The organism is Gaoshiqia sp. US2 (genome assembly GCF_059705485.1).
The window spans coordinates 5,840,183-5,862,606 of record NZ_AP048550.1 but is presented as its reverse complement, the minus strand read 5'-3'; the positions used below and the strand labels follow the sequence as shown (position 1 = coordinate 5,862,606).

Annotated in this window: 12 protein-coding genes; 11 read left to right on the top strand and 1 reads right to left on the bottom strand. The window is 50.2% G+C overall.

What is annotated here, in order from left to right; translation table 11 throughout:
* Positions 1-26 precede the first annotated feature (26 nt).
* The 11 genes from AC6H3C_RS23530 (at position 27) to AC6H3C_RS23480 (ending at position 21,573) form a co-directional block, all read left to right on the top strand.
* On the top strand, positions 27-2,939 hold the full coding sequence (locus AC6H3C_RS23530; RefSeq protein ID WP_497518088.1) for a glycoside hydrolase family 2 TIM barrel-domain containing protein: 2,913 nt from the start codon (positions 27-29) through the stop codon (positions 2,937-2,939).
* A 3-nt stretch (positions 2,940-2,942) separates the two neighbouring features.
* Positions 2,943-6,644 carry a DUF4450 domain-containing protein gene (locus AC6H3C_RS23525; RefSeq protein WP_497518086.1) on the top strand — a complete coding sequence of 1,234 codons (3,702 nt, stop codon included), beginning with the start codon at positions 2,943-2,945 and terminating at the stop codon, positions 6,642-6,644.
* A gap of 281 nt (positions 6,645-6,925) precedes the next feature.
* Complete coding sequence (locus AC6H3C_RS23520; RefSeq protein ID WP_497518085.1) at positions 6,926-8,032, top strand: glycoside hydrolase family protein; 1,107 nt, start codon at positions 6,926-6,928, stop codon at positions 8,030-8,032.
* A gap of 183 nt (positions 8,033-8,215) precedes the next feature.
* The gene (locus AC6H3C_RS23515) at positions 8,216-9,718 is read left to right on the top strand and encodes a rhamnogalacturonan acetylesterase (protein ID WP_497518084.1); all 1,503 of its coding nucleotides are present in this window, start codon (positions 8,216-8,218) and stop codon (positions 9,716-9,718) included.
* Between the two features lie 38 nt (positions 9,719-9,756).
* A complete protein-coding gene (locus AC6H3C_RS23510) occupies positions 9,757-12,921 on the top strand; it encodes a rhamnogalacturonan lyase family protein (RefSeq protein WP_497518083.1) in 3,165 nt (1,054 codons plus the stop codon).
* Positions 12,922-12,978: 57 nt separating this feature from the next.
* Positions 12,979-14,103 carry a glycoside hydrolase family 88/105 protein gene (locus AC6H3C_RS23505; RefSeq protein WP_497518082.1) on the top strand — a complete coding sequence of 375 codons (1,125 nt, stop codon included), beginning with the start codon at positions 12,979-12,981 and terminating at the stop codon, positions 14,101-14,103.
* A 145-nt stretch (positions 14,104-14,248) separates the two neighbouring features.
* Entirely contained in the window at positions 14,249-16,777 is a 2,529-nt protein-coding gene (locus tag AC6H3C_RS23500; protein ID WP_497518081.1) for a glycoside hydrolase family 95 protein, read from the top strand.
* Between the two features lie 129 nt (positions 16,778-16,906).
* Positions 16,907-17,590, top strand: coding sequence for an SIR2 family NAD-dependent protein deacylase (locus AC6H3C_RS23495; protein ID WP_497518080.1), 684 nt, complete (start codon positions 16,907-16,909; stop codon positions 17,588-17,590).
* Positions 17,587-18,198: a porin family protein gene (locus tag AC6H3C_RS23490; protein ID WP_497518078.1), complete on the top strand. Its 612-nt coding sequence runs from the start codon at positions 17,587-17,589 to the stop codon at positions 18,196-18,198. Before AC6H3C_RS23495 ends, AC6H3C_RS23490 begins: the two co-directional genes overlap by 4 nt.
* Before the next feature lie 172 nt (positions 18,199-18,370).
* Positions 18,371-20,725, top strand: coding sequence for a TonB-dependent receptor (locus AC6H3C_RS23485; RefSeq protein WP_497518077.1), 2,355 nt, complete (start codon positions 18,371-18,373; stop codon positions 20,723-20,725).
* A gap of 5 nt (positions 20,726-20,730) precedes the next feature.
* Positions 20,731-21,573 carry a DUF4249 domain-containing protein gene (locus AC6H3C_RS23480; protein ID WP_497518075.1) on the top strand — a complete coding sequence of 281 codons (843 nt, stop codon included), beginning with the start codon at positions 20,731-20,733 and terminating at the stop codon, positions 21,571-21,573.
* A 13-nt stretch (positions 21,574-21,586) separates the two neighbouring features.
* On the opposite strand, the gene AC6H3C_RS23475 is transcribed toward AC6H3C_RS23480, so the two are convergent.
* Positions 21,587-22,285 (bottom strand): ComF family protein, encoded by a 699-nt coding sequence (locus AC6H3C_RS23475; protein ID WP_497518074.1) that lies wholly within the window; start codon positions 22,283-22,285, stop codon positions 21,587-21,589.
* Between the last annotated feature and the right edge of the window lie 139 nt (positions 22,286-22,424).

The window sequence follows — 22,424 nt, the reverse complement described above, 5'->3', positions numbered from 1 at the left end:
CAAAACTCTCCTGAAAAAAGAAAAAGATGAATCAGTATAAACGAACGGTTGTTTTTGCCCTGGTCTGCATGGTTTGCCTAACGGTTTGGGCCTCTCCTCAAAAAAAGGAAATCCAATACCTGTCGGGAACCGACAATGAAAACACGGTCACCTGGGATTTTTATTGCACTTCGGGGCGAAAAAGCGGCTTCTGGAGTACCATCGAAGTGCCTTCGCACTGGGAGCAGCAGGGTTTTGGCGAATACGACTATGGTCGCGACTACCGGACCTATGGCAAAAAGTTTAAGTTTTCGGATGAAACGGGAATTTACAAACACCGGTTCCCGGTTCCGCAGGATTGGAAGGACAAGACCATTTTCATTGTCTTTGAAGGGTCGATGACCGACACGGAAGTGAAAATTAATGGTGAACTGGCTGGTTCGGTTCATCAAGGCTCGTTTTACCGTTTTCGCTATGATATTTCTGACAAGCTGCAAGCCGGACAGGAGAACGAACTGGAAGTGACGGTTCAAAAAATGTCATCCAACCACTCCGTGAACCGTGCCGAGCGTTTTGCCGATTACTGGATCTTTGGCGGAATCTACCGACCGGTTTACCTCGAAGCGGTGCCCCAGGAATTTATCGACCGCGTAGCCATTAACGCCAAAGCCGATGGTCGTTTTTCGATGGACGTGTTTCCGGTGGGCTTAAAAAAGAAGCAAACGATTCTGGCCGAAATTTTCGATGTGGAAGGAAATCGTGTGCAGAGTTGCGAAACCAAAGCCGGGGCCGGCGATTCGCCGGTAACCCTCGCGTGCCAAGTGAAACAGCCCAAAACGTGGACTTCAGAAACACCTAACCTGTATACGGTAAAAGTGAGTTTAAAAGAAGGGCAGGCAAGCCAATACGAACTGACCGAAAAGTTTGGTTTCCGTACCATCGAAATCAGGCAGGGCGACGGCATTTATATCAATGGCGTCAAAGTAAAAATGAAAGGGGTTAACCGGCATGTATTCTGGCCCGAAACCGGTCGTTGTGTCAACGCAACCATCGATTTGAATGATGTGCTGCTCATCAGGGAGATGAATATGAATGCCGTTCGTTGCGCCCATTACCCGCCCGATAAAGCTTTTCTGAACTACTGCGACTCGCTGGGCCTGTATGTGCTCAATGAACTGGCCGGCTGGCAAAATGCTTACGACACGGAAGTTGGCCGCAAGCTGGTGCGCGAGATGGTTATCCGCGATGTGAACCATCCGTCGGTCATCTTCTGGAGCAACGGGAATGAAGGCGGAACCAACAAAGAACTGGATGACGATTACGCCATTTATGATCCGTCGAACCGGCCGGTCATTCATGCCCACCACCGCCCGGGAAACGATTTTAATGGCATTGATTGCAACCACTACGAAAATTACTATTCTTCGAAAAAGATCCTCGAAGAAGGGCTGATTTTTATGCCTACCGAATTTTTGCATGCCCAGGATGATGGAGGCGGAGCCGCTTCCCTGAGTGATTTCTGGGAGCTCTTCTGGAATTCCGGGCGTTCGGCCGGCGGCTTTTCATGGGTACTGGCCGATGAAGGTTTGGTGCGGACCGATCTCGACGGTTTTATCGACGCCAACCGGGTGAATGCCCCCGACGGACTGGTAGGGCCGCATCGTGAAAAAGAAGGCAGCTTTTATGCCATGCGCGAAATTTACAGCCCGGTAAAAATTGAGATCGATAAACTGCCAGCCGGATTTGATGGACGTATTCCGGTGGAAAACCGCCATCATTTCACCAACCTGAAGGCTATTCGTTTTGAATGGCAACTCGTGAATTTCGGCTTGCCCGGGCAGCGCGGCTCCAACCGGAAGGTGATGAAGGAGGGGAAAGTGGCCGGCCCCGACATTCAACCGGTACAAAAAGGAGAGATAAAACTGGAATTACCGGATGATTATAAACAATACGATGCCCTGCTGTTGCGTGCTTTTGCTCCGTCGGGCGACGAAATTTATTGCTGGAGCTGGAAAACCGATGGCAACACCAACGCCGTGGTTCAACTGGTTGAAAAAAAATTGAGTGAAACGGAAAAAGAACGGCTGAAAAAGCTGAAAGCCCAGGGAATCGAAGAGGACAACATTTTACCGATTGAACAGCAAGATGGCGGGGATATCATCAGTTCGGGGGTGGAACTAACTGAAAATGATAGTTTATTAACGATGAAGGCCTCGGGAATTTCAGTTTCATTCCGAAAAAAGGAAGGAACAATTCAGGCGGTAAATAATGATTTTGGCTTGCCCCTCCCGTTCTCCGACGGCCCTGTGCTGGTTAGCGGCGCTGCCGAACTGATTGGCTTCTCGCAACGCTCAAATTCGCAGTCGCATGTGCTGGAATTCAACTACTCCGGCGATCTGAAATCGTTTACCTGGACCATGTACAACAGTGGCTGGCTGCAACTGGATTACGAATATCATGTTAAAGGCGACCAATATTTCACCGGCATCAGCTTCAACTTTCCCGAGTCGGATGTGATTGGCGCCAAGTGGTTAGGACAGGGGCCTTCGCATGTGTGGAAAAACCGCTTGCAAGGGGGGCGTTTGGATGTATTTGAACGTATGTACAACAATATTTTGCCGGGCGATAATTCCTGGGAACATCCGCAGTTTAAAGGGTACTTTGCCGATGTTTCGTGGATTGAATTCAACACCGTAGATGGCAAGTTTACCGTGGTTGCCCAGGAAGACGATCTGTTTGTCCGCCTGTTCGATTTCTACGGCGTTTCCGGACCTAAAAACTACCCGGTACTGCCTGTCGGGAACATTTCCTTTTTGGATGGCATTCCCCCTGTTGGAACCAAGCTCGCGATGGGCATCAGCAACGACACCTGGAATCTCGGTCCCTCAGGCGAACTAAACGTGATGGAAAAACCGGTGAAACGAACGCTTTATTTTTATTTCGGACTACGAAACGAGTAGATAATGCGGAAGCTTTTTGTAACCATACTGCTCGCTGCCATAGCTTGGGACCTTGGCGCGCAACCGATCGATCCTGCCCGTTGGTGGCAGGGAAAAGAGCGGGAGCTCCGGTACAAGCCCGATGGCGAAGAGTTTGTCATTCATAATGGAGACAAACGGTTCACCCGTGCCATATACGGAACCAATACCGGTTTTCGTTTCGAAACAAGCGATTTTCCCGAATTTGGGCTGTACATGCCCTACCTGGGCGGAAGTGTGTATATGGCCATTTCAACACCGTTTGGGAAAAGCTGGGTTCGCGATCTGGAGTCTGTCGAATCCCGCTTCAAATCCGGACAGCGCACTTATATTCTGAAAGACAAGAACTTATTGGGGGATGGCACGCTCACCGTCGATGCCGTAGCTTTGGCCGACGGCGATGGTTTGGTTGTCAGGTACATTGCCGACCGGCTTCCCGATGGAACAAAGATTCTGTGGATTTACGGCGGGGCCAATAACAAGCGGTATAGCCGCGAAGGCGATTTGGGGGCCGACCCCGAAGATAGTTTTTTCATTAAACCGGCCAACTGTCAGGGAAATGTTTTCGAAATCACCGGCCATCAGGCTACTGTTTGGTATGGACATGTTACCAAATCGGTTTCCGACGACGAAACTTATGAGAATCCCGAAAGCCGGCAAAAACCGGCGGGCCCCGCATCGCAGGTGTATGCGAACTCCAAAAGCATCACCGCCACCTATCCCGCAGGCACGAACATTCGCGAAGCAGATGGCAACCGGATTGACGATCTGGAACAGTTGCTTCAGTCTGAGAAATCTTCCCGTCCGGTGATCATCGCCGAATACGAAATTGGTGCTGAGCCGTTTTACATTGAATTGCATAACGCGAAGAGCTGCGCGCTATTCGCGTACAACAAACTGGCCGATGCTTTCAACAAAGGCGTTGCTTATCGCGAAAAGATAGCTTCGACGTTGAAACTATATACGCCCGATCCGTATTTGAATACATTGGGCGGAATTTTCTCCGGGGCTGAGGATGCCGTGTGGGAAGATCCCGGCTATTTGCACGGAGCCATTGGCTGGCGAATGCCGCTCACCGGCTGGCGGGCCGCCTATCTGGCTGACCTGCTTGGCCTGCACGACCGGGCACGTACCCACTTCAACGGCTACATCAACTCGCAGGTGACCGGTGTGCCGGTTAGCTTACCGCACCTACAGGATGAAGAGCTGAATCAGGCACGTGCCGCGAAAACATGGGGCACGCCAATGTACAGCAATGGCTACATCTGCCGGAGCCCCAACCGGACCGATATCATGCACCACTACGACATGAACCTGGTTTTTTTCGACGAGCTGTTGTGGCACCTGAACTGGACCGGCGACATGGATTATGCCCGCGAAATCTTTCCGGCCCTGAAGCGCCATCTCGCCTGGGAGAAAAACACCTTTGACCCGGACAACGATGGTCTTTACGACGGCTATTGCAGCATTTGGGCTTCCGATGCCCTTCAGTACAATGGCGGAAAGGCAACCCACTCGTCGGCCTATAACTACCGGGCCAACAAAATGGCGGCAGAAATTGCCAAAAAATTAGGAGAAGATGCTTCGACCTACGCGAAGGAGGCGGAGCTGATTATCGAGGCGCTGAACCGTGAACTTTGGATTCCGGAGAAAGGCTGGTGGGCTGAATTCAAAGATAATATGGGGCATGAAATGCGGCACGACAACGCTGCGGTGTGGACCATTTATCATGCGATTGACTCCGATGTTCACGATCCGTTCAAGGCGTACCAGGCAACACGATACATCGACACGGAACTGACGCACATTCCGGTTCTGGCAAAAGGGCTGGAAGACACGACCAATCACGTGGTGGCAAGCACCAACTGGCAGCCCTATATGTGGTCGATCAACAATGTAGCTTTTGCCGAGATCGTCCATACTTCGCTGGCCTACTGGCAAACCGGCCGCCCGGACGAGGCTTTCAAGCTTTACAAAGGGGCGCTGCTCGATGCCATGTACCTGGGCTCCGGGCCGGGCAACATCACCCAGATTTCGTTTTATGATGCAGCCCGCGGAGAAACCTCCCGCGACTTTGCCGATCCGGTGTCCATGGGCGTTCGGGCTTTGGTGCAGGGAATGTACGGCATCGTTCCCGACCTGATGAATGACCGGCTGACCATCCGCCCCGGATTTCCTGCGGATTGGGATTTTGCGGAGATCGAAACCCGGAATATGGCGTATTCTTTCAAGCGCGAAGGAAATACCGATAGTTATACCATCAAACCAAACTTACTGAAAAAGAATATCCGCCTGTTGCTGGAAGTGAAGGCCCCATCGAACCGGGTGCAGTCCATTCGGCTGAATGGCCGCGAAACCGACTTTGAGTTGGTCGGAGAGTCGGTGTCGGTTCCGCGAATTCGGATTGATGCCGGAGTGGCCCCTGCTTACGAAATTGAAATTGAATGGGCGGGAGAGGAGCTGACTACAGAAAAAGTAGCAGCAAAGATTGCCCGGGGCGAAGTGCTTCATTTGAAATTGCCCTTCGAAGGCGAAAAAATATACGATCCGCAATCGGTGCTCCGGGGAGCACAAGTTCGTAAGGGCGTTTTAAGCGGAACTGTCTCGACTTCGGAAGGCAACAAAACCTTGTTTGTTCCGGTTTTATCCGGCGAAATGCACTTTTGGCTTCCGGTGGAACTGGAGGTGGTCGAGCCTGTTGAAATCGCCAATCATCCGGATTCGGAATTGCTTGTTTTCGATCTGATGAATCATACGGATGTACCCCTTGCCGGTGAGCTTTGGGTGAATGGCAACAACACCGGGGCCGTAAAAATCCCCGCTCAAGGAGAAACCCGATACGAGTTTAAATCGCCGGTGGCCACATTGGGAACGAATAAAATTGAAGTCAGAAGCGAAAAAAAGACGTATGACCTTCGTGCCATCAATTGGAACATCGCCAATCCGGCCGGGCAGGAATATCGTGCCGTTGCGATGACGGACGGCTTTAATGAAAAGGTGCGCGACATCTTCGCCTACGGAAAATACCTTTCGCCGCGCTGGGAATACACCACATTGCAAGTGCCCACGCAGGGGATGGGGCAGTGGTGCCACCCAAACGACCTTTCGGTGATTGACGACAGCGGAATCCGCTCGCTGGCTGCGGCCAACGGCGGCACTTTTACCCTTCCGCAGGGTATTCCTTTCGCAACTCCCGGTAGTAAGGATGCCAACAACATCGCCTTTACCACTTTGTGGGATAATTACCCGGCTTCGGTCAGCATTCCGCTCAGCGGCAAGGCATCGAAGGCCTATTTCCTGGTGGCCGCTTCCACCTATCACATGCAGGCCTACGTGCTGAACGGACAAATACGTGTTGGCTATGCCGATGGAACAGAGGATCTGCTCGACCTGGTTTTGCCCGACAACCTGATTCCGCTCGATCAGGATTTGTTTATCGATGACTGGGCGTTTTACACCCGGCAGCCCCGTCCGTGGCGGGTACGCCTGAAAACCGGCGATGTGAGCAAATACCACGCCGGCGAGATGGGCGGACGAATGTCGAATGACCCGATTTATGTGGACGGCGGAATGGCAACTTTGCTCGACCTTCCGCTCGATCCGGAAAAAGAACTGGTTTCGTTGACTTTGGAAACGATTGCCAACGAAGTAATTATTGGCTTGATGGGGGTAACCCTTTCACGATAGTATGACAGGCGCTGTCCAAAAAGTCGGTCACCCCGAATTTATTTCGGGGTCTGTTTATGAGTAGTTTGAGATCCTGATCCGGCAGTTGCCGGACAGGATGACTTGATCAATGACTTTTTAGGTAGCGCCTTTATCTTAGGAATTTTTACATCCTGATGGCGATAAATTTTCTTCTAGGAGAAAAAAAAATTCCATCTAGGAGAAAATAAATTTCCGTATAGATGAAAATATAAGCGGGTACTGATGAAGAAAATGCCCGTTCAATAAAAGAGGAATTGACCATGCAAACACGACGTGATTTCATACAGCAAAGTTTACTTGCCGGAGGGGCGCTGCTGATTTCAGGGGGCACTGGTTTGGCAACATCCGTTCCCGGTAAAAATTACCGGAAACAGGATATTTCTGCTTTCTCTAAACGGCTGAAACCGATGGGGCGAATTCTGGAACTCGATGGCTATTACGTTTGGGGCTGCAGCCCGATTGTTGCACCCGACGGGAAGTTCCACGTGTTTTTTTCGCGTTGGAACGCTGAAAAAGGCATGGGCGGCTGGATTAACAGTTCGGAGATTGCACATGCGGTTGCTGATGAGGCGGCCGGCCCTTACCGCGAAATTGAAACCATCCTGGCACCGCGTGGCGAAGGTTTTTGGGATGGCACCACCTGCCACAACCCGCATATTCAGTTGGTTGATGGCACGTATTGCCTGTTTTATATTGGTAATTCGAACCGAAAAACAAATACCAAGCGAATCGGTCTGGCAACAGCCAAATCGCTCAACGGCCCGTGGAAACGGCCCGACAAACCACTGTTGGAGGCGGGCGCAGAAGGGGCCTGGGATGATCATTGCACCTCGAACCCTTCGTTTCTGAAACATCCAAACGGACAGTATTGGCTGTATTACAAAGGCTGGAACGACGAAGAATATGTCAATCCGGTTGATCCGGCTATCCGTGGAAACCGCAAATACGGGCTGTCCATTGCCGAAAAACTGGAGGGACCGTACGTCCGCTACGCCGAAAATCCGATCATCGATTACTCGGCATTGGGCAACAACCGGCAACTCGAAGATGGCAATGTGTTTCGGGAGAATGGGACGTTTTACATGCTGGCGCGCGATATGGGGTGTTTTGACCATGAGGTGGGCATCATCCTCGAGTCGGACGATGGCATTCGCTGGTCGGAGCCAAAAATCAGCTATTTCGGGGTTTCGCATTACTTTGATCAGCCCGAAGCACCCAAGCATTTACGCAAATACGGTCGGTTTGAGCGGCCACAGGTACTGATGCAGAACGGCAGACCCACGCATTTGTTTGTCGCTTCACAAGGCGGAAAATTCCAAACAGCCTCGCCTTTTGTGTTCGAAATCGAAGCGGATGTACACAAATAGAACATATTTATGGCGCGGTCTAAAAAATCACAAATCTCTGGCTCGAGTCACCCCGAATTTATTTCGGGGTCTGTTTATCAGTGGTTTGAGATCCTGATCCGGCGGTTGCCGGACAGGATGACTCGGTCAATAACTTTTTAGACAGCATCATCAAAAAAAAGAGAAACTAAGACTTTCATTGAAATGATAAAATTGATCAGTTTTTTTCTGGTAAGTTGCTTGTTGGCTTTCGGATTGCCGGAAGCAACTGGTAAGCCTACCATTTTTACCATTGGCGATTCAACCGTGAAAAACGGGTGGGGCGATGGCTCCGGCGGGCTTTGGGGCTGGGGCGATCCGTTGGTACAGTTTTTTGATACCAGCAGGATTCAGGTGGAAAACCATGCTTTGGGTGGAACCAGTAGCCGTACGTTCCGCTCCAAAGGGCTTTGGGCGCCTGTTTTAGAAAGGCTTCAACCGGGCGATTATGTGCTGATGCAGTTTGGCCACAACGATGCCGGCCTGCTCAACGATACGCTTCGCGCCCGTGGAACCATTCGCGGCATTGGCGACGAAAGCGCGGAGATTGACAACCTGCTCACCGGCGAGCACGAAACCGTACACTCGTATGGCTGGTACCTCCTGCAATACATCAACGAAGCGAAGGCAAAAGGGGCCATTCCGGTGGTTATGTCGCCCATTCCGCGCAACAATTGGAAGGATGGCCGCGTGCCGCGAAACGATCAAAGTTATGGCTTGTGGGCCAAAGAGGTGGCCTTGGCCGAAGGGGTTGAATTCATCAATCTGAATGAAAAAATGGCTTTGGCGATGGAAAAGCTGGGAGAAGCGCAGGTGACGGACAACTTATTTTTTCAGCACGATCATACGCATACCTCGGCTAAAGGAGCTGTATTGGCGGCTTCGCTGATTGCGGAGGGCCTGCGCGAAGCTGAGAACTGTCCGCTGAAAGACTACCTGCTGGAGAATCCTTCCATTAACTTCCCCGCAAAAAAGAAGATCTTTTTGATTGGCGACTCAACGGTTGCCAACGGCGACGGCAAAATCGTGGGCTGGGGTCGCGAGCTGACTGCCTTTTTCGACACCAGCCGGGTGGGAGTTATCAACAAAGCGCGTGGCGGACGCAGCAGCCGGACGTTTTTGCACGAAGGTTTGTGGGCTGACCTTGTTTCGCGACTGGGCAAGGGCGATTTTGTCCTGATGCAGTTTGGGCACAACGATGGCGCCCGTCCTGATGCCGGGAAATTTCGCGGTTCGCTGCGGGGTATTGGCGACGAAACGCAGGAAGTGACACGTGAAGATGGTTCCAAAGAAACGGTTTACACCTACGGCTGGTACCTGAAAAAATACATTCGCGACACGCAGGCCAAAGGAGCGATACCAATTGTCGTTTCTATGATTCCGCGAAACCAATGGGAGGACGGAAAAGTGAAACGCGCCTCAGATATGTATGGAAGATGGGCCCGTGAGGTGGCCGAACAAACCAGCGCATTCTTTATTGATTTGAATGAAGCTGTAGCTGCTGAATATGAAACGTTGGGGCCTGATTCGGTTAGCACGTTCTTTACTGGAGATCACACGCACACCAATGTTGACGGCGCCCGGTTGAATGCCAAAATCCTTTCTCAAAAAATAAAACAACTCAAGGCTTGTCCGCTCAGTGGCTATGTAAACCGAATCAATGACTAATTGCTGGCGGCGTGTTAACAATAAAGATTAATTACATTATGAAACGAATTATTCTGATCTTTCTGCTCTTTTGCAGTTTCTCGGTTGTTGCCCAACGTCAGATGGAACATTTGTCGCGCGGGCTGGTGGCAGTGCAAGCCGGTAAAGACAGTGTTTTTGTAAGCTGGCGTTTGCTGGCTTCCGATCCTGAAAACGTGGGATTCAACCTGTATCGGCAGGCTGAAAGTGCCGCTGAGGTAAAGCTGAATGATCAACCTTTAACTGATGTAACTTCGCTGATGGATATTGCCGGCTTACCAACCGGAGTCTGCACGTATTACGTTAAACCGGTCGTTGATGGAAAGGAGACCGAGGCTGAGGGTTCGTACAGCCTGGCAAAAACCGGTGAGGTGCAGCCTTGGTTAACCGTCCCCTTGCAAACTCCGGAGAAATACTCGCCCGGAGACATTGCTCCCGGCGATCTGGATGGCGATGGCGACTACGAACTGGTGGTGCATATGACGGGGGTTGGACGCGATAACAGCCACCACGGGTTTACCAATGAACCTGTTTTTCATGCCTACAAGCTCGATGGTACCCTGCTCTGGAGCATCAACCTGGGGAAAAATATCCGTGAGGGAGCTCACTATACCCAATTTTTGGTGTACGATTTTGATGGCGACGGACGCGCCGAAGTGGTGATGAAAACCGCCGACGGGACGGTTGATGGCGCCGGAAAAGTCATTGGCGATCCCGATGCGGACCATCGTAACAAAGACGGGCACATTGTCCGCGGACCGGAGTACCTCACTGTTTTTGACGGGTTGACAGGCGCTGCTCTGGCAACAGTGCCTTACGTGCCCGGCAGGCATTTTTCAAAATTGAACCCCACCCCGAACGAAATGAAAGAAGTTTGGGGCGATGGGAATGCTAATCGTTCTGAACGCTACCTGGCTTGCGTGGCTTATCTGGATGGCAAGCGCCCTTCGATTGTGATGTGCCGGGGCTATTACTCCCGGGCCACCCTGGCGGCTTTCGATTGGCGCGATGGGAAACTTACCGAACGCTGGCTGTTTGATAGTGACGACGGCACACCCGGCAACCGTGCTTACCGAGGCCAGGGAAACCACAGCGTGAGCGTGGCCGACGTGGATGACGATGGCTTTGATGAAATCATTTACGGGGCGGCAGCGATTGACCACGACGGAACGGGGCTGCATGCTACAGGCCTGGGCCATGCCGATGCCCTGCATCTGTCCGATCTCGATCCTACCCGCCCGGGTTTTGAGGTGTTCAATATCCAGGAACGATTCGGCGATGCAGGCATGAACTTCCGCGATGCACATACCGGAGAAGTCCTCTGGAAAGTAGCTTCGGTGAAAGCCGCTGATTCGGGTGGCGACAAAGGCGAAGGACCTGGCCGGGGCATTTCTGTTAATGTGGACCCGCGTTTCCCCGGAAACGAATGTTGGGCCTTTGGCGCCGGTATCAACGGCATGTGGAATGCCCAAGGGGAAAAGATCACGGAAACGACCCCGCGCAGCTGTAACTTTGCTGTATGGTGGGATGGCGACCTGCTGCGTGAATTGCTCGATAAAAACATGGTGATGAAATGGGACTGGGAAAACGAGCAACTCCATACCTTACTGGTGGCCGACGGCTGCCGGAGCAACAATGGCACAAAATCGACTCCCGGCCTGAGCGCCGACCTGTTTGGCGACTGGCGCGAAGAAGTGGTATGGCGAACGGTTGATAACCAGTCGCTGCGCATTTACACAACAACCATTCCAACGCAGCATCGCTTTATTACCCTAATGCACGACCCCGTTTACCGCCTGAGCATGGCCTGGCAGAATGTGGCCTACAACCAGCCGCCACATCCCGGCTTTTATATCGGCGACGATATGAAAAAACCAACCCGCCCCACGCTGGATCTGGTAAAACACCAGGCAACCGGCAAGAAACAAACAAACTGGAAGTTTGATTTTGGCAACGGACCTGTAAAAAAGGGCTTCACTCAAGTCACAGAAAAAAACAGTTATACGCCCGAAAAAGGCTTTGGGATTATCAGCGACAATCCGGTTAAGGTAGTAAATCAGGAAGGAGAAGACGAGCTTACCGGCGATTGGATCGCTTCAGACACACCGTTTTACTTCCTTGTTGATTTGCCGGAAGGTAGCTACAAAATTACGCTGATCTTGGGCAATCCGGTTGAGGCAGCTGCAACAACTGTGAAAGCCGAATCGCGCCGTCTGATGCTCGAAAATATTCAAACTGCCAAAGGCGAAGTCGTTATAAAAACCATGGTGGTGGATGTGCGTACCCCGCACATTAACGACACGCTGGAAATTCGCCGGAAACCGCGCGAGATGACTTACCTGAACTGGGACGACAAACTTACCCTGGAATTCAACGGCCCGAAGCCCTGTGTTTCGTCTCTTGAGATTGAGCCCGCAAACGATTTGCCGGTGATCTTTCTGGCCGGGAACTCCACGGTAACCGACCAGGAAAACGAGCCCTGGGCATCATGGGGACAAATGTTCCCGCGTTTCCTGAAGCCGGAAATCGTGGTGGCCAATTATGCCGAATCCGGTGAAACGCTGAGAGCTTTCCAGCGCGAAAATCGTCTTGAGAAGATTTTATCCCTGATGAAGCCGGGTGATTACCTGTTCATGGAGTTTGCCCATAATGACCAGAAGCCGGGTGGTAATTATCTGGAACCATTTACTACGTACCAGGACGAATTGCGTAATTTTATCCAGGAGGCACGTAAGAAAGGCGGAAATCCGGTTTTGGTGACACCCACCAACCGCCGCAAGTTTGATGAGCAGGGGAAAATTGTGAACACGCTGGAAGATTATCCCGAAGCCATGCGGCAGTTGGGAAAATCCGAAGATGTTCCGGTAATTGACCTGAATGGCATGAGTAAAGAATTGTATGAAGCGCTCGGTCCCGAAAACTCTAAAAAGGCTTTTGTGCACTATCCGGCCCATACCTATCCCGGACAAGAGCGCCCCTTGGCCGACGATACCCATTTCAACCCGTATGGAGCTTACGAACTGGCTAAGTGTGTCGTGCAGGCGATATTGGACCAGAAACTGGATCTGGCAAACTATGTGGCCGATGAATTCAACAGATTTAACCCTTCCGAGCCGGATTCGTTCGAAAACTTTTTCTGGCCCGAAAGCCCGGCTGCCGATATACTGAAACCGGATGGGAACTAAGGATCGATGATTGGCGATTGATAATTGATGAATGAATTTTTAAACCAAATAAGTACAATGAGAAGAGCAATGATTTGTTACCTGATACTGGCTGTGCTGTTCACGGCCTGTCAGACCGCAACGGAGAAATTTCCGACCAAACAGGAGGTGTTGGATAAGATGGTGCTGACCAATCAATACTTCATGGAAAAATGGCCCGATACGGGTAAAAGTATCATTACCAACCGCGAGCGGCCAAGTAATATCTGGACGCGGGCGGTTTATTACGAAGGTTTGATGGAGTTGTACAAAATCAAACCCGATCCGGCCTACCTGGATTATGCGGTTTCGTGGGGCGAAGCGCACAACTGGAGCTTGCGCGACGGCATGGTGACTACGCGTAATGCCGATAACCAGTGCTGCGGCCAAACCTATATCGACCTGTTCAAAATTGAGACAGATTCTGTTCGAATTCACGACATTAAAGCGTCCATCGACTCGATGATGGTCACCGATAAAATAGATGACTGGAACTGGATCGATGCGCTGCAAATGGCGATGCCGGTTTTTGCAAAACTAACTGTCTTGACGGGTGATACGGCCTATTCGGAACGTATGTATGAGATGTATATGGATACAAAAGTGACCCAGGGATTGTGGAACCCGGAGGATGGCCTGTGGTGGCGCGACAAAGATTTTCTGCCTCCGTACGCCGAACCGAATGGCGAAGACTGCTATTGGTCGCGCGGAAATGGCTGGGTGGTAGCTGCTCTGGTGCGGGTGATCGACATTTTGCCCAACGACCCGCACCGCGACGAATACCAAAGTACCTTGCTGCAAATGCTGGAAGCGCTGCTGCCGCTGCAACGCGAAGATGGTTTCTGGAATGTCAGCCTGCACGACCCCGATCATTTTGGCGGTAAAGAAACTTCAGGAACTGCTTTGTTTGTTTACGGGATGGCCTGGGCGGTAAACAACGGCCTGGTGGATGAAGCCAAATACAAACCGGTCATCCAGAAGGCGTGGAATGGTATGTCCGCTGAAGCAGTCCACGAAAACGGGTTTTTAGGTTTTTTACAAGGAACCGGAAAAGAACCCAAAGACGGCCAACCAGTGAGCTACACCAGCATGCCCGATTTCGAAGATTACGGACTGGGTTGTTTCCTTTTGGCTGGCAGCGAGGTATATAAGATGGCCCAATAAACAGGAACATCAAATTGGCGATAAAAAACGGGGACATTCTTTCTTTATTGGCTAACTGCAATATTTTTCACCCGTTTTTTATCAAATATGGTATGTCTGCTTCCTAAAAAGAACTTATTTTTGAGCTTCACCAATACTGCTAATCATGATCAAATCAACCTCAATCCTTTTTTTAAGTTTATTTCTTTTGTTTTCCTGTCAGCAACCCAAAGAAACCGGCGATCTAAAATTATGGTATCAACAACCGGCCGGCGAGTGGATGGAAGCCCTTCCTGTTGGCAACGGCAGCTTTGGCGCCATGGTTTTTGGCAAACCCGATCACGAAATCATTCGTCTGAACCATGACGAATTCTGGTCAGGCTATCCCAAAGATTTTACCAATCCCGATGCAGCCGGTTATGCCGGACAGGTAGCCGAACTGGTCAGCGAACGGAAATATACCGAAGCCGATCAGCTTATTCGGCATATCCAGGGGCCGTTTTCACAATCGTATCAGCCGCTTGGTGATTTGATCCTCGAAACCGGCCACGAAAATGTTACAGCCTACAACCGGTATCTCAATATTTCAAATGCGACGGCGGGGGTCAGCTACGAGGCGGATGGAACGACCTTTACGAGGGAACTATTCTCCAGTTTCCCCGATCAGGTGATCGCGATCCGGTTGACTTCATCAAAAGCCGGTCAGCTTAATTTTTCACTTGGTCTGAAAAGTTTGTTGCGCTATCAAATCGAATCGGAAGGCGATGTGTATAAAATGATCGTTCAGGCCCCCAAGCACGTTGAACCCAACTACCGGAGCCAGTTCACCGGCGATGATGCCGTGGTGTATGACGACTGGGACGGAGAAGGCATGAAGGCACAGGTTGGCATCCGGGTGATGGCTTCGGGAGGAGATATTTCGTTGAAGGATGAAAAGATCAGCCTGAAAAACGGAACAGAAGCTATTGTGCTCATTGCTGCTGCGACCAGCTTTAACGGACCGTTCAAATCGCCCGGACTGGAAGGAAAAGATTATGCTGCCATTGCCGGCGATATTCTGGCAAACGCCGGTTCAAAAGGCTGGAGCGAACTGAAAAACAATCATGTTCGTGATTATACGGACTTATTCAACCGGGTCAATCTTCAACTTGGTGACAACACGTCTGCCGATACCATTCCCACCGATCAGCGAATCATTTCATTCAGGGAAAATGAAGATCCCAACATGGTTTCCCTCTTGTTTCAGTACGGGCGTTACCTGTTGATTTCTACTTCGCGCCCGGGAACGCAGGCCGCCAACCTCCAAGGCATTTGGAGCCAATCTGTTCGCCCGCCCTGGAGTTGTAATTACACGCAAAATATCAATCTGCAAATGAACTACTGGCCTGCCGAAGCGACCAACCTTTCGGAGCTGACCGGGCCCTTGATGCAACTAATCAGGGCCAATTCGGTGAAAGGTGAAGCCATTGCCGAGTCGTATTACGGGTTGGACGGTTGGGTGACGCATCACAACGGGGATATCTGGGCACATTGCCCGCCTGTCGGCGATAAGGGAACAGGCGACCCGGTTTGGGCCAACTGGGCGATGGGTGGCCCCTGGATGCTGAACCATGTTTGGGACCATTATTTATTCACCGGCGATGTATCCTTCCTGAACGAAATGTACCCCCTGATGAAAGGAGCGGCCCGTTTCGTGATCGGTATGCTGGGAGAAAATGAAAAGGGCTACCTGGAAACAAAATTCGGCACATCGCCCGAAAATAAATTTATTGACCCGAAAACCGGCAGGCAGGTGTCCGTTTGTGCCGGTCCGGCCTGCGACCTGGCCATGACCAACGAACTGCTGAACAATTGCCGGAAAGCGGCTGAAATACTGAATGTCGATCCCGAATTCGCAGCCGAACTCGACAGCCTGATTCCGCAGTTGCAGCCATTCCGGGTGAACGACAAAGGTGTTCTGATGGAATGGAATGAAGATTTCGAAGAAGTTGACCCGCACCACCGTCACCTGAGCCATATGTATGGTTTTCATCCGGGAAACCAGATCAATGTCTGGGAAACGCCTGAGTTGTTTACAGCGGTGCGTAATTCGTTGTTGCGCCGGGGTGACGAGGCGACCGGTTGGTCGATGGGCTGGAAAACCAATATGTGGGCGCGTATGCTGGATGGCGACCATGCGCTGAAAATTATCAGCAACCTGTTTACGCCCATTGGTTATGGAACCAATATTCAGTATGCCGGCGGCGGAATGTATAAAAATATGCTCGATGCGCATCCTCCTTTCCAGATCGACGGTAACTTTGGCGTTACGGCCGGTATTGCCGAAATGTTGCTGCAAAGCCATGCCGGAGCCCTTCATTTACTGCCTGCCCTGCCGGTTGTCTGGAACAAAGGAAGCGTAAGCGGATTAAAAGCGCGCGGCGGTTTTACAGTAGATTTAGATTGGGATCAGGGCCGGTTAAACTCAGCCACGATTTACTCATCCATTGGTGGCGATTGTGTCATTCGTTCCGAATGGAAACTGGACTTGCCCGAAGCAACAACGCCGGTTTCGAATCCCTTATTTGAGTTTACCGGAATTTCAAAACCCGAAGTAGCCGGAACTCCCGATCTTCAACCCAAACAAATAAAAACGTATTTTTTGTACCGGGTAAATATTCCCCGGGGCGAAACGCTGAGCTTAAAAACGATATAAGTCAAGGTTGAGTATCGTTAAGTACCCGAATCCATATTCAGCAGGGGAGGAGGATTGTCTGTACAGTTCTCCTCCCTTTTTTATGCGTCAAACCTGCAAAGTTTTTTATCTTTAGTGAAAAATCAGAAGATGAAGAAGTTGGTGGTTTTAACCGGCGCCGGAATGAGCCAGGAAAGCGGCTTGCGCACCTTTCGCGATATGGGCGGACTCTGGGAGGAATATGATGTGATGGATGTGGCTACGCCTCAGGCCTGGGCAAAAAATCCGGAACTGGTTAACCGGTTTTACAACGAGAGACGCAAACAACTATTCGACTGTGAACCCAATGCCGGTCATAAAGGGTTGGCTGAATTGGAGAACGATTTTGATGTTTACATCATCACACAGAATGTGGATGATTTGCACGAGCGGGCCGGAAGCAGCAAGGTGCTTCACCTACACGGTGAGTTGAAAAAAGTACGCAGCACCAAAGACCCAACCCTGGTATACGAACTGGATGGCTGGGAATTGAACCTGGGCGACAAGTGTGAAAAAGGAAGCCAGTTGCGTCCGCATATCGTTTGGTTTGGCGAAGAAGTTCCCGCCATGGAAGAGGCAATCGAAATTGCTGCTCAGGCCGACATTTTCGTGGTGATCGGTACCTCGCTGAATGTATATCCGGCCGCCGGCCTGCTAAATTATACCCCCGACCGGATACCCGTCATCGTGATTGATCCGGAGAGGCCGCCGGTTTACCTCAAAGAAGTTACTTTTATTGAAGAAAAGGCAGGGGCCGGTGTCGCAAAACTGAAAGAAATGCTTACAAAAGAATGAAAGGGTATTTTCTGATTATCATCTTGTTGCTGTCGGGCCATTCCATCAGGGCCCAGCAGTTTTACGGCGGACTCATCGGCGGACTGAACGCCTCGCAGGTGGATGGCGACAATACCAAAGGCTACCATAAGCCGGGTTTTATTCTGGGTGGCTGGGTACAAACCGATCTGTCGCCTGTGGTGTATGCCGGTATGGAAATCAAATATGCGCAGAAAGGAAGCCGGAAAAAGCCGGATGAACGAGAGCCGGTAAAGGAAAAATACACCATGCGCCTGGCTTATATGGATATTCCGGTTTACATCGGATTTCGTACGAGCGAGCAAATTTCGCTGTTCCTGGGGCTTTCGGCCGGGTATCTGGTGCAGAACGCCGAATATGGCAATTACGGCTTATTCCCTAAAGAAGACCGGCACGAGTTTAATGAATTTGACTATCAGGCTTTCATCGGAGGCCGCTTCGATCTGACTAACCGCCTTTCACTCGATTTACGCCTCGCGTATTCCTTCCTCCCTGTCCGGGAACTCGAAACCGATATTCTTTGGTATTGGTGGGACGACCAGTATAACAATGTCATCAGTACCTGTTTGGTTTATCGCTTCGGAAAATAGTTTTTTTTGTTATTATTTTATTCGCGCATAAGTTTGAATTTCAGATAATTAAGAAAGAGAGTTGATTTTTTTGCAATTTTATTTCAAAAAAATTGCAACGATTTGATAAAATATTGGTCTTATATGGAAGCCAAAGAAAACAAACGAATAATTATCTGAAAACAAGTAAACAATGTTTAGAAAACTCTTTTTTATGCTGGCCATATTCCCATTCATGGCCGGATTTAGCTATGCTTTTGCCGATGAGGATAATAAGTCGGACCGGCGGGTGATCAGCGGGCACATCAAAGATGCCGAAAACGGTGAAACACTGATTGGAGCTAATCTTTACATCAAAGAAACAGGAGCCGGCGTCGTCAGTAACAATTACGGATTTTACTCCATCTCGCTGTTGCCCGGAACGTACACCTTGGTCTGCTCTTTTATCGGGTGCCGGGACGAAGAGCGGCGCGTTGAATTAACGGACAACATGATCATTGAATTCGAACTGAAACCCGAGTCGGAAGAAATCGGGGAAGTGATGGTTTCTGCCGAAAGGAAAGACAAAAACATTACCCGCGTGGAGATGGGTGTAGAAAAGCTGCAACCCAAAACCATCAAGTCCATCCCGGCGTTAATGGGCGAGGTTGATTTGATTAAAGCAGTGATGTTGTTGCCGGGCGTGCAATCAACCAGCGAAGGAGGATCCGGTTTTAGCGTCAGGGGCGGCACGCCCGACCAAAACCTGATTTTGCTGGATGAGGCGACCGTTTACAATGCCTCTCACCTGATGGGTTTTTTCTCGGTGTTTAATAACGACGCCATTCACGATCTGAAACTCTACAAAGGCGATGTGCCTGCCCAGTACGGCGGACGCTTGTCGTCACTGCTCGATGTCAGGATGAAGGACGGGAACTCCAAAAAGTTTACCGGCGCCGGCGGAATTGGAACGATTTCGAGCCGCCTTACCCTGGAAGGGCCGCTTGAGAAAGACCGGACTACCTTTCTTCTTTCGGGACGAAGGACGTATATGGACCTGTTTCTGCCGCTGGCAAGCGACGAAAATGTTCGCGACGCCAAACTCTATTTTTACGATGCCAACATGAAACTCAGCCACCGGTTTAACGAGAATAACCGCTTGTACCTAAGTGGTTATTTTGGGCGCGATGTCATGAAAAGCCCCGACTTCGGGATGGGATTCGGCAACAAAACCGTTACCCTGCGCTGGAGCCACATTTACAGCCAAAAGTTGTTTATGAATCTGACTGCTGTTTGGAGCCGTTATGATTATGAACTGGGAACACCCGAGGACCAGCCGGAGGCCTGGCTTTGGAAGTCGGATTTACAGGATGCCGGACTGAAAGCTGACTTTTCGTGGTTTATTACCCCCGAACAAAACCTCCAGTTTGGCTTGCAAAGTTTTTATCATGGCTTTGATCCCGGATCGGCAAAGGGAATAGGCAGCCAGTCTATTTTTTCGGAATACGAGGTCGAAAGTACCCGGTCGCTCGAACATGCCGGTTATTTGTCTCATCAACTTCGGCTTGGCGAGAAACTGATCATAAAATATGGCGTGCGTGCCTCGCTCTTTCAGAATGTGGGCGATGCAACCGTTTATCATTTCGACGAAGATTACGAGCTGGCTGATTCAACCTACTACGGGAAAGGCGATGTGTACAAGAATTATTTCGGACTGGAGCCAAGGCTTGGCATCAATTACATCCTGGCCGAAGACCTGTCGGTTAAGATGAACTACAACCGTACGCGGCAGTACATTCAGCAGGCGACCAACTCAACGGCCGGCAGTCCGCTGGATGTTTGGTTTCCGGCCAGTCCCAATGTAGAGCCGCAGGTGGCTGATCAATTTGCCGTGGGGCTGTTTAAAAATCTTCGTGAAGGTGAGTACCAGTTGTCAGCCGAAGCCTGGTACAAAGACATGAAAAACACGATTGATTTTGCCGATCATGCCGAATTACTGTTGAACAAGTACCTGGAAGGTGAAATACGTACCGGAACTTCACGTTCGTATGGAATTGAATTTATGCTGAAAAAGGCTGAGGGACGACTAAGCGGCTGGCTGAGTTACACCTTGTCGCGGGCCGAGCGGACCATTCGGGGAATTAATGACGGCGAAACCTATCTGGCGCCATTCGACAAACCACACGACGTCAGTACGGTGTTGAACTATGAACTCAGCAAACGGGTATCCGTTTCTGCCAACTGGCTTTATGCAAGCGGGCAACCGGTTACCTTACCTATTCAGCGCTATGAAATAAACGGCTCGATTATTCCTTATTATTCCGGACGGAACGGCGCCCGTTATCCGGATTACCATCGCCTCGACCTGTCGGTTGCCATAAAAAACCGGAACAAACATCAGCGGAAGTATACCGGAGAGTGGGTGATTTCGCTTTATAACGCTTACAACCGAAAGAATACCTGGGTCCTCAACTTTAAACAGGATAAAGAAAATCCAAAGGAAACATATGCTGAGAAGACCTATTTGTTCCCCATTATTCCATCGGTTACCTATAACTTTAAATTTTAAACATCATGAAATACGCTGCCATCATTATTATAACGATTTTGTTTTTCCAATCCTGTACCGAGCGGGTTGATATCAACCTGGAGCTGGCCGGAGAATCGAGGCTGGTGGTTTTTGGCGAAATTACCAACGACGTGAAGGCCCATGCGGTGTACCTCACGAAATCGATGCCTTACTTTTACAATGAGGAAACACCCGTTGTGTCGGGGGCCATTGTTCATCTCAGCGACGGTACAGCCAATATTCAACTGGTTGAAGATCCGGCAACTCCGGGCGTTTATCTTACCCCGGATGACTATGCCGGTGTTCCCGGGCGGACATACCGGTTGAGCATCGAACAGGTTGATGTTAATGAAGACGGGATCATGGAAAGCTACGCCGCCGAAACATTGATGAAACAGGTTACCCAAGTCGACGCTGTTGGTGTAACATACAACAGTCGCTGGGATGGTTGGGAAGTTGAATTATATGCCGACGAACCTGGTGAAACCGAAGATTATTATTTGTTCAAGGTGTATAAAAACGGCGTTTTATTTACCGATACGATTAGTAATTACTGGACTGCTGACGACCGTTTTTTTAATGGCAACCGGATTGACGGGGCGATGGTTCAATATTTTGATGAAGAAAAAGATGAGCTGGTTGAGTCCGGCGATGTCATTATGCTCGAGATAGCGGGTATAACGAAAGAATACTATGATTTTATCAATGCCCTGCAACAGGAGATCAACGGTAAAGTACCCATTTTCAGCGGACCATCAGCCAACGTGAAAGGAAACATCAGTAACGGCGCTCTTGGCTTCTTTGCCGTGATGTCGGTGTCGCGTGGCTCCTGTGTTTACCTGGAATGAGCGCACCCGGAAATCAGGCAATGGCCAGCGTGAGGATGCTGACTTTTGCCTGACATTGCTTTAAAATGGCCGTGGTACAGGCTTCCAGGGTTGAACCGGTGGTGATAACATCGTCAACCAGAACCAGGTGTTTGCCATCAAACAGTCCCGGATCTGCGACATCAAAAATACCTTCAACATTTTGCCAGCGATTAAATCGCGACCGGCGGGTTTGGGTATCAGTGTAAATGGTTCGCCGTAAATTGGTGTGGTCAACCGGGGTGTTTAAGGCTTTCGACAGGCCAAGTGCAATGTGATAACTCTGGTTGTATCCTCTCTTTCGCTCTTTTTTTGGGTGAAGCGGTACCGGACAAATTAAATCGATTTCCCTGAAAGTTTTGCTTTCTGAAATCTCCGATCCAAACCGCTCGCCCATATATTCGCCCATTTCCTTTTGACCGCTGTACTTTAGGCGGTGAAGGATCTTCTGATAATCGCTTCCTTTCCGGAATTCGAAATAGGCAGCTGCCTTTTCAACGGGTATACGTCCGTAAAACAGTTGTTCCATCACATTGCCGGCTTGTTTATGGTAGTTGGTCCGGGGCAAATGGAGCAGACAACTCAGGCAAAGATGTTGTTCGGTTTGAATTAACCGTTGCCCGCAAACCACGCAAATACGCGGGAAAAGCAGCTCCAGAAAGCAATTAAACAGATTTGTTGCCTGTGTTCTCATCGTCAGGGCTTTCAAATGTTAGTTGACAACATAAAAGATACATCATTTTATGCTGATTATTCATAATCGTCTCAAACCTATGCTGATTTTTTAATATTTCTGTAATGGTCTTGTAATCAGAAAATAACTCAAATCCGGG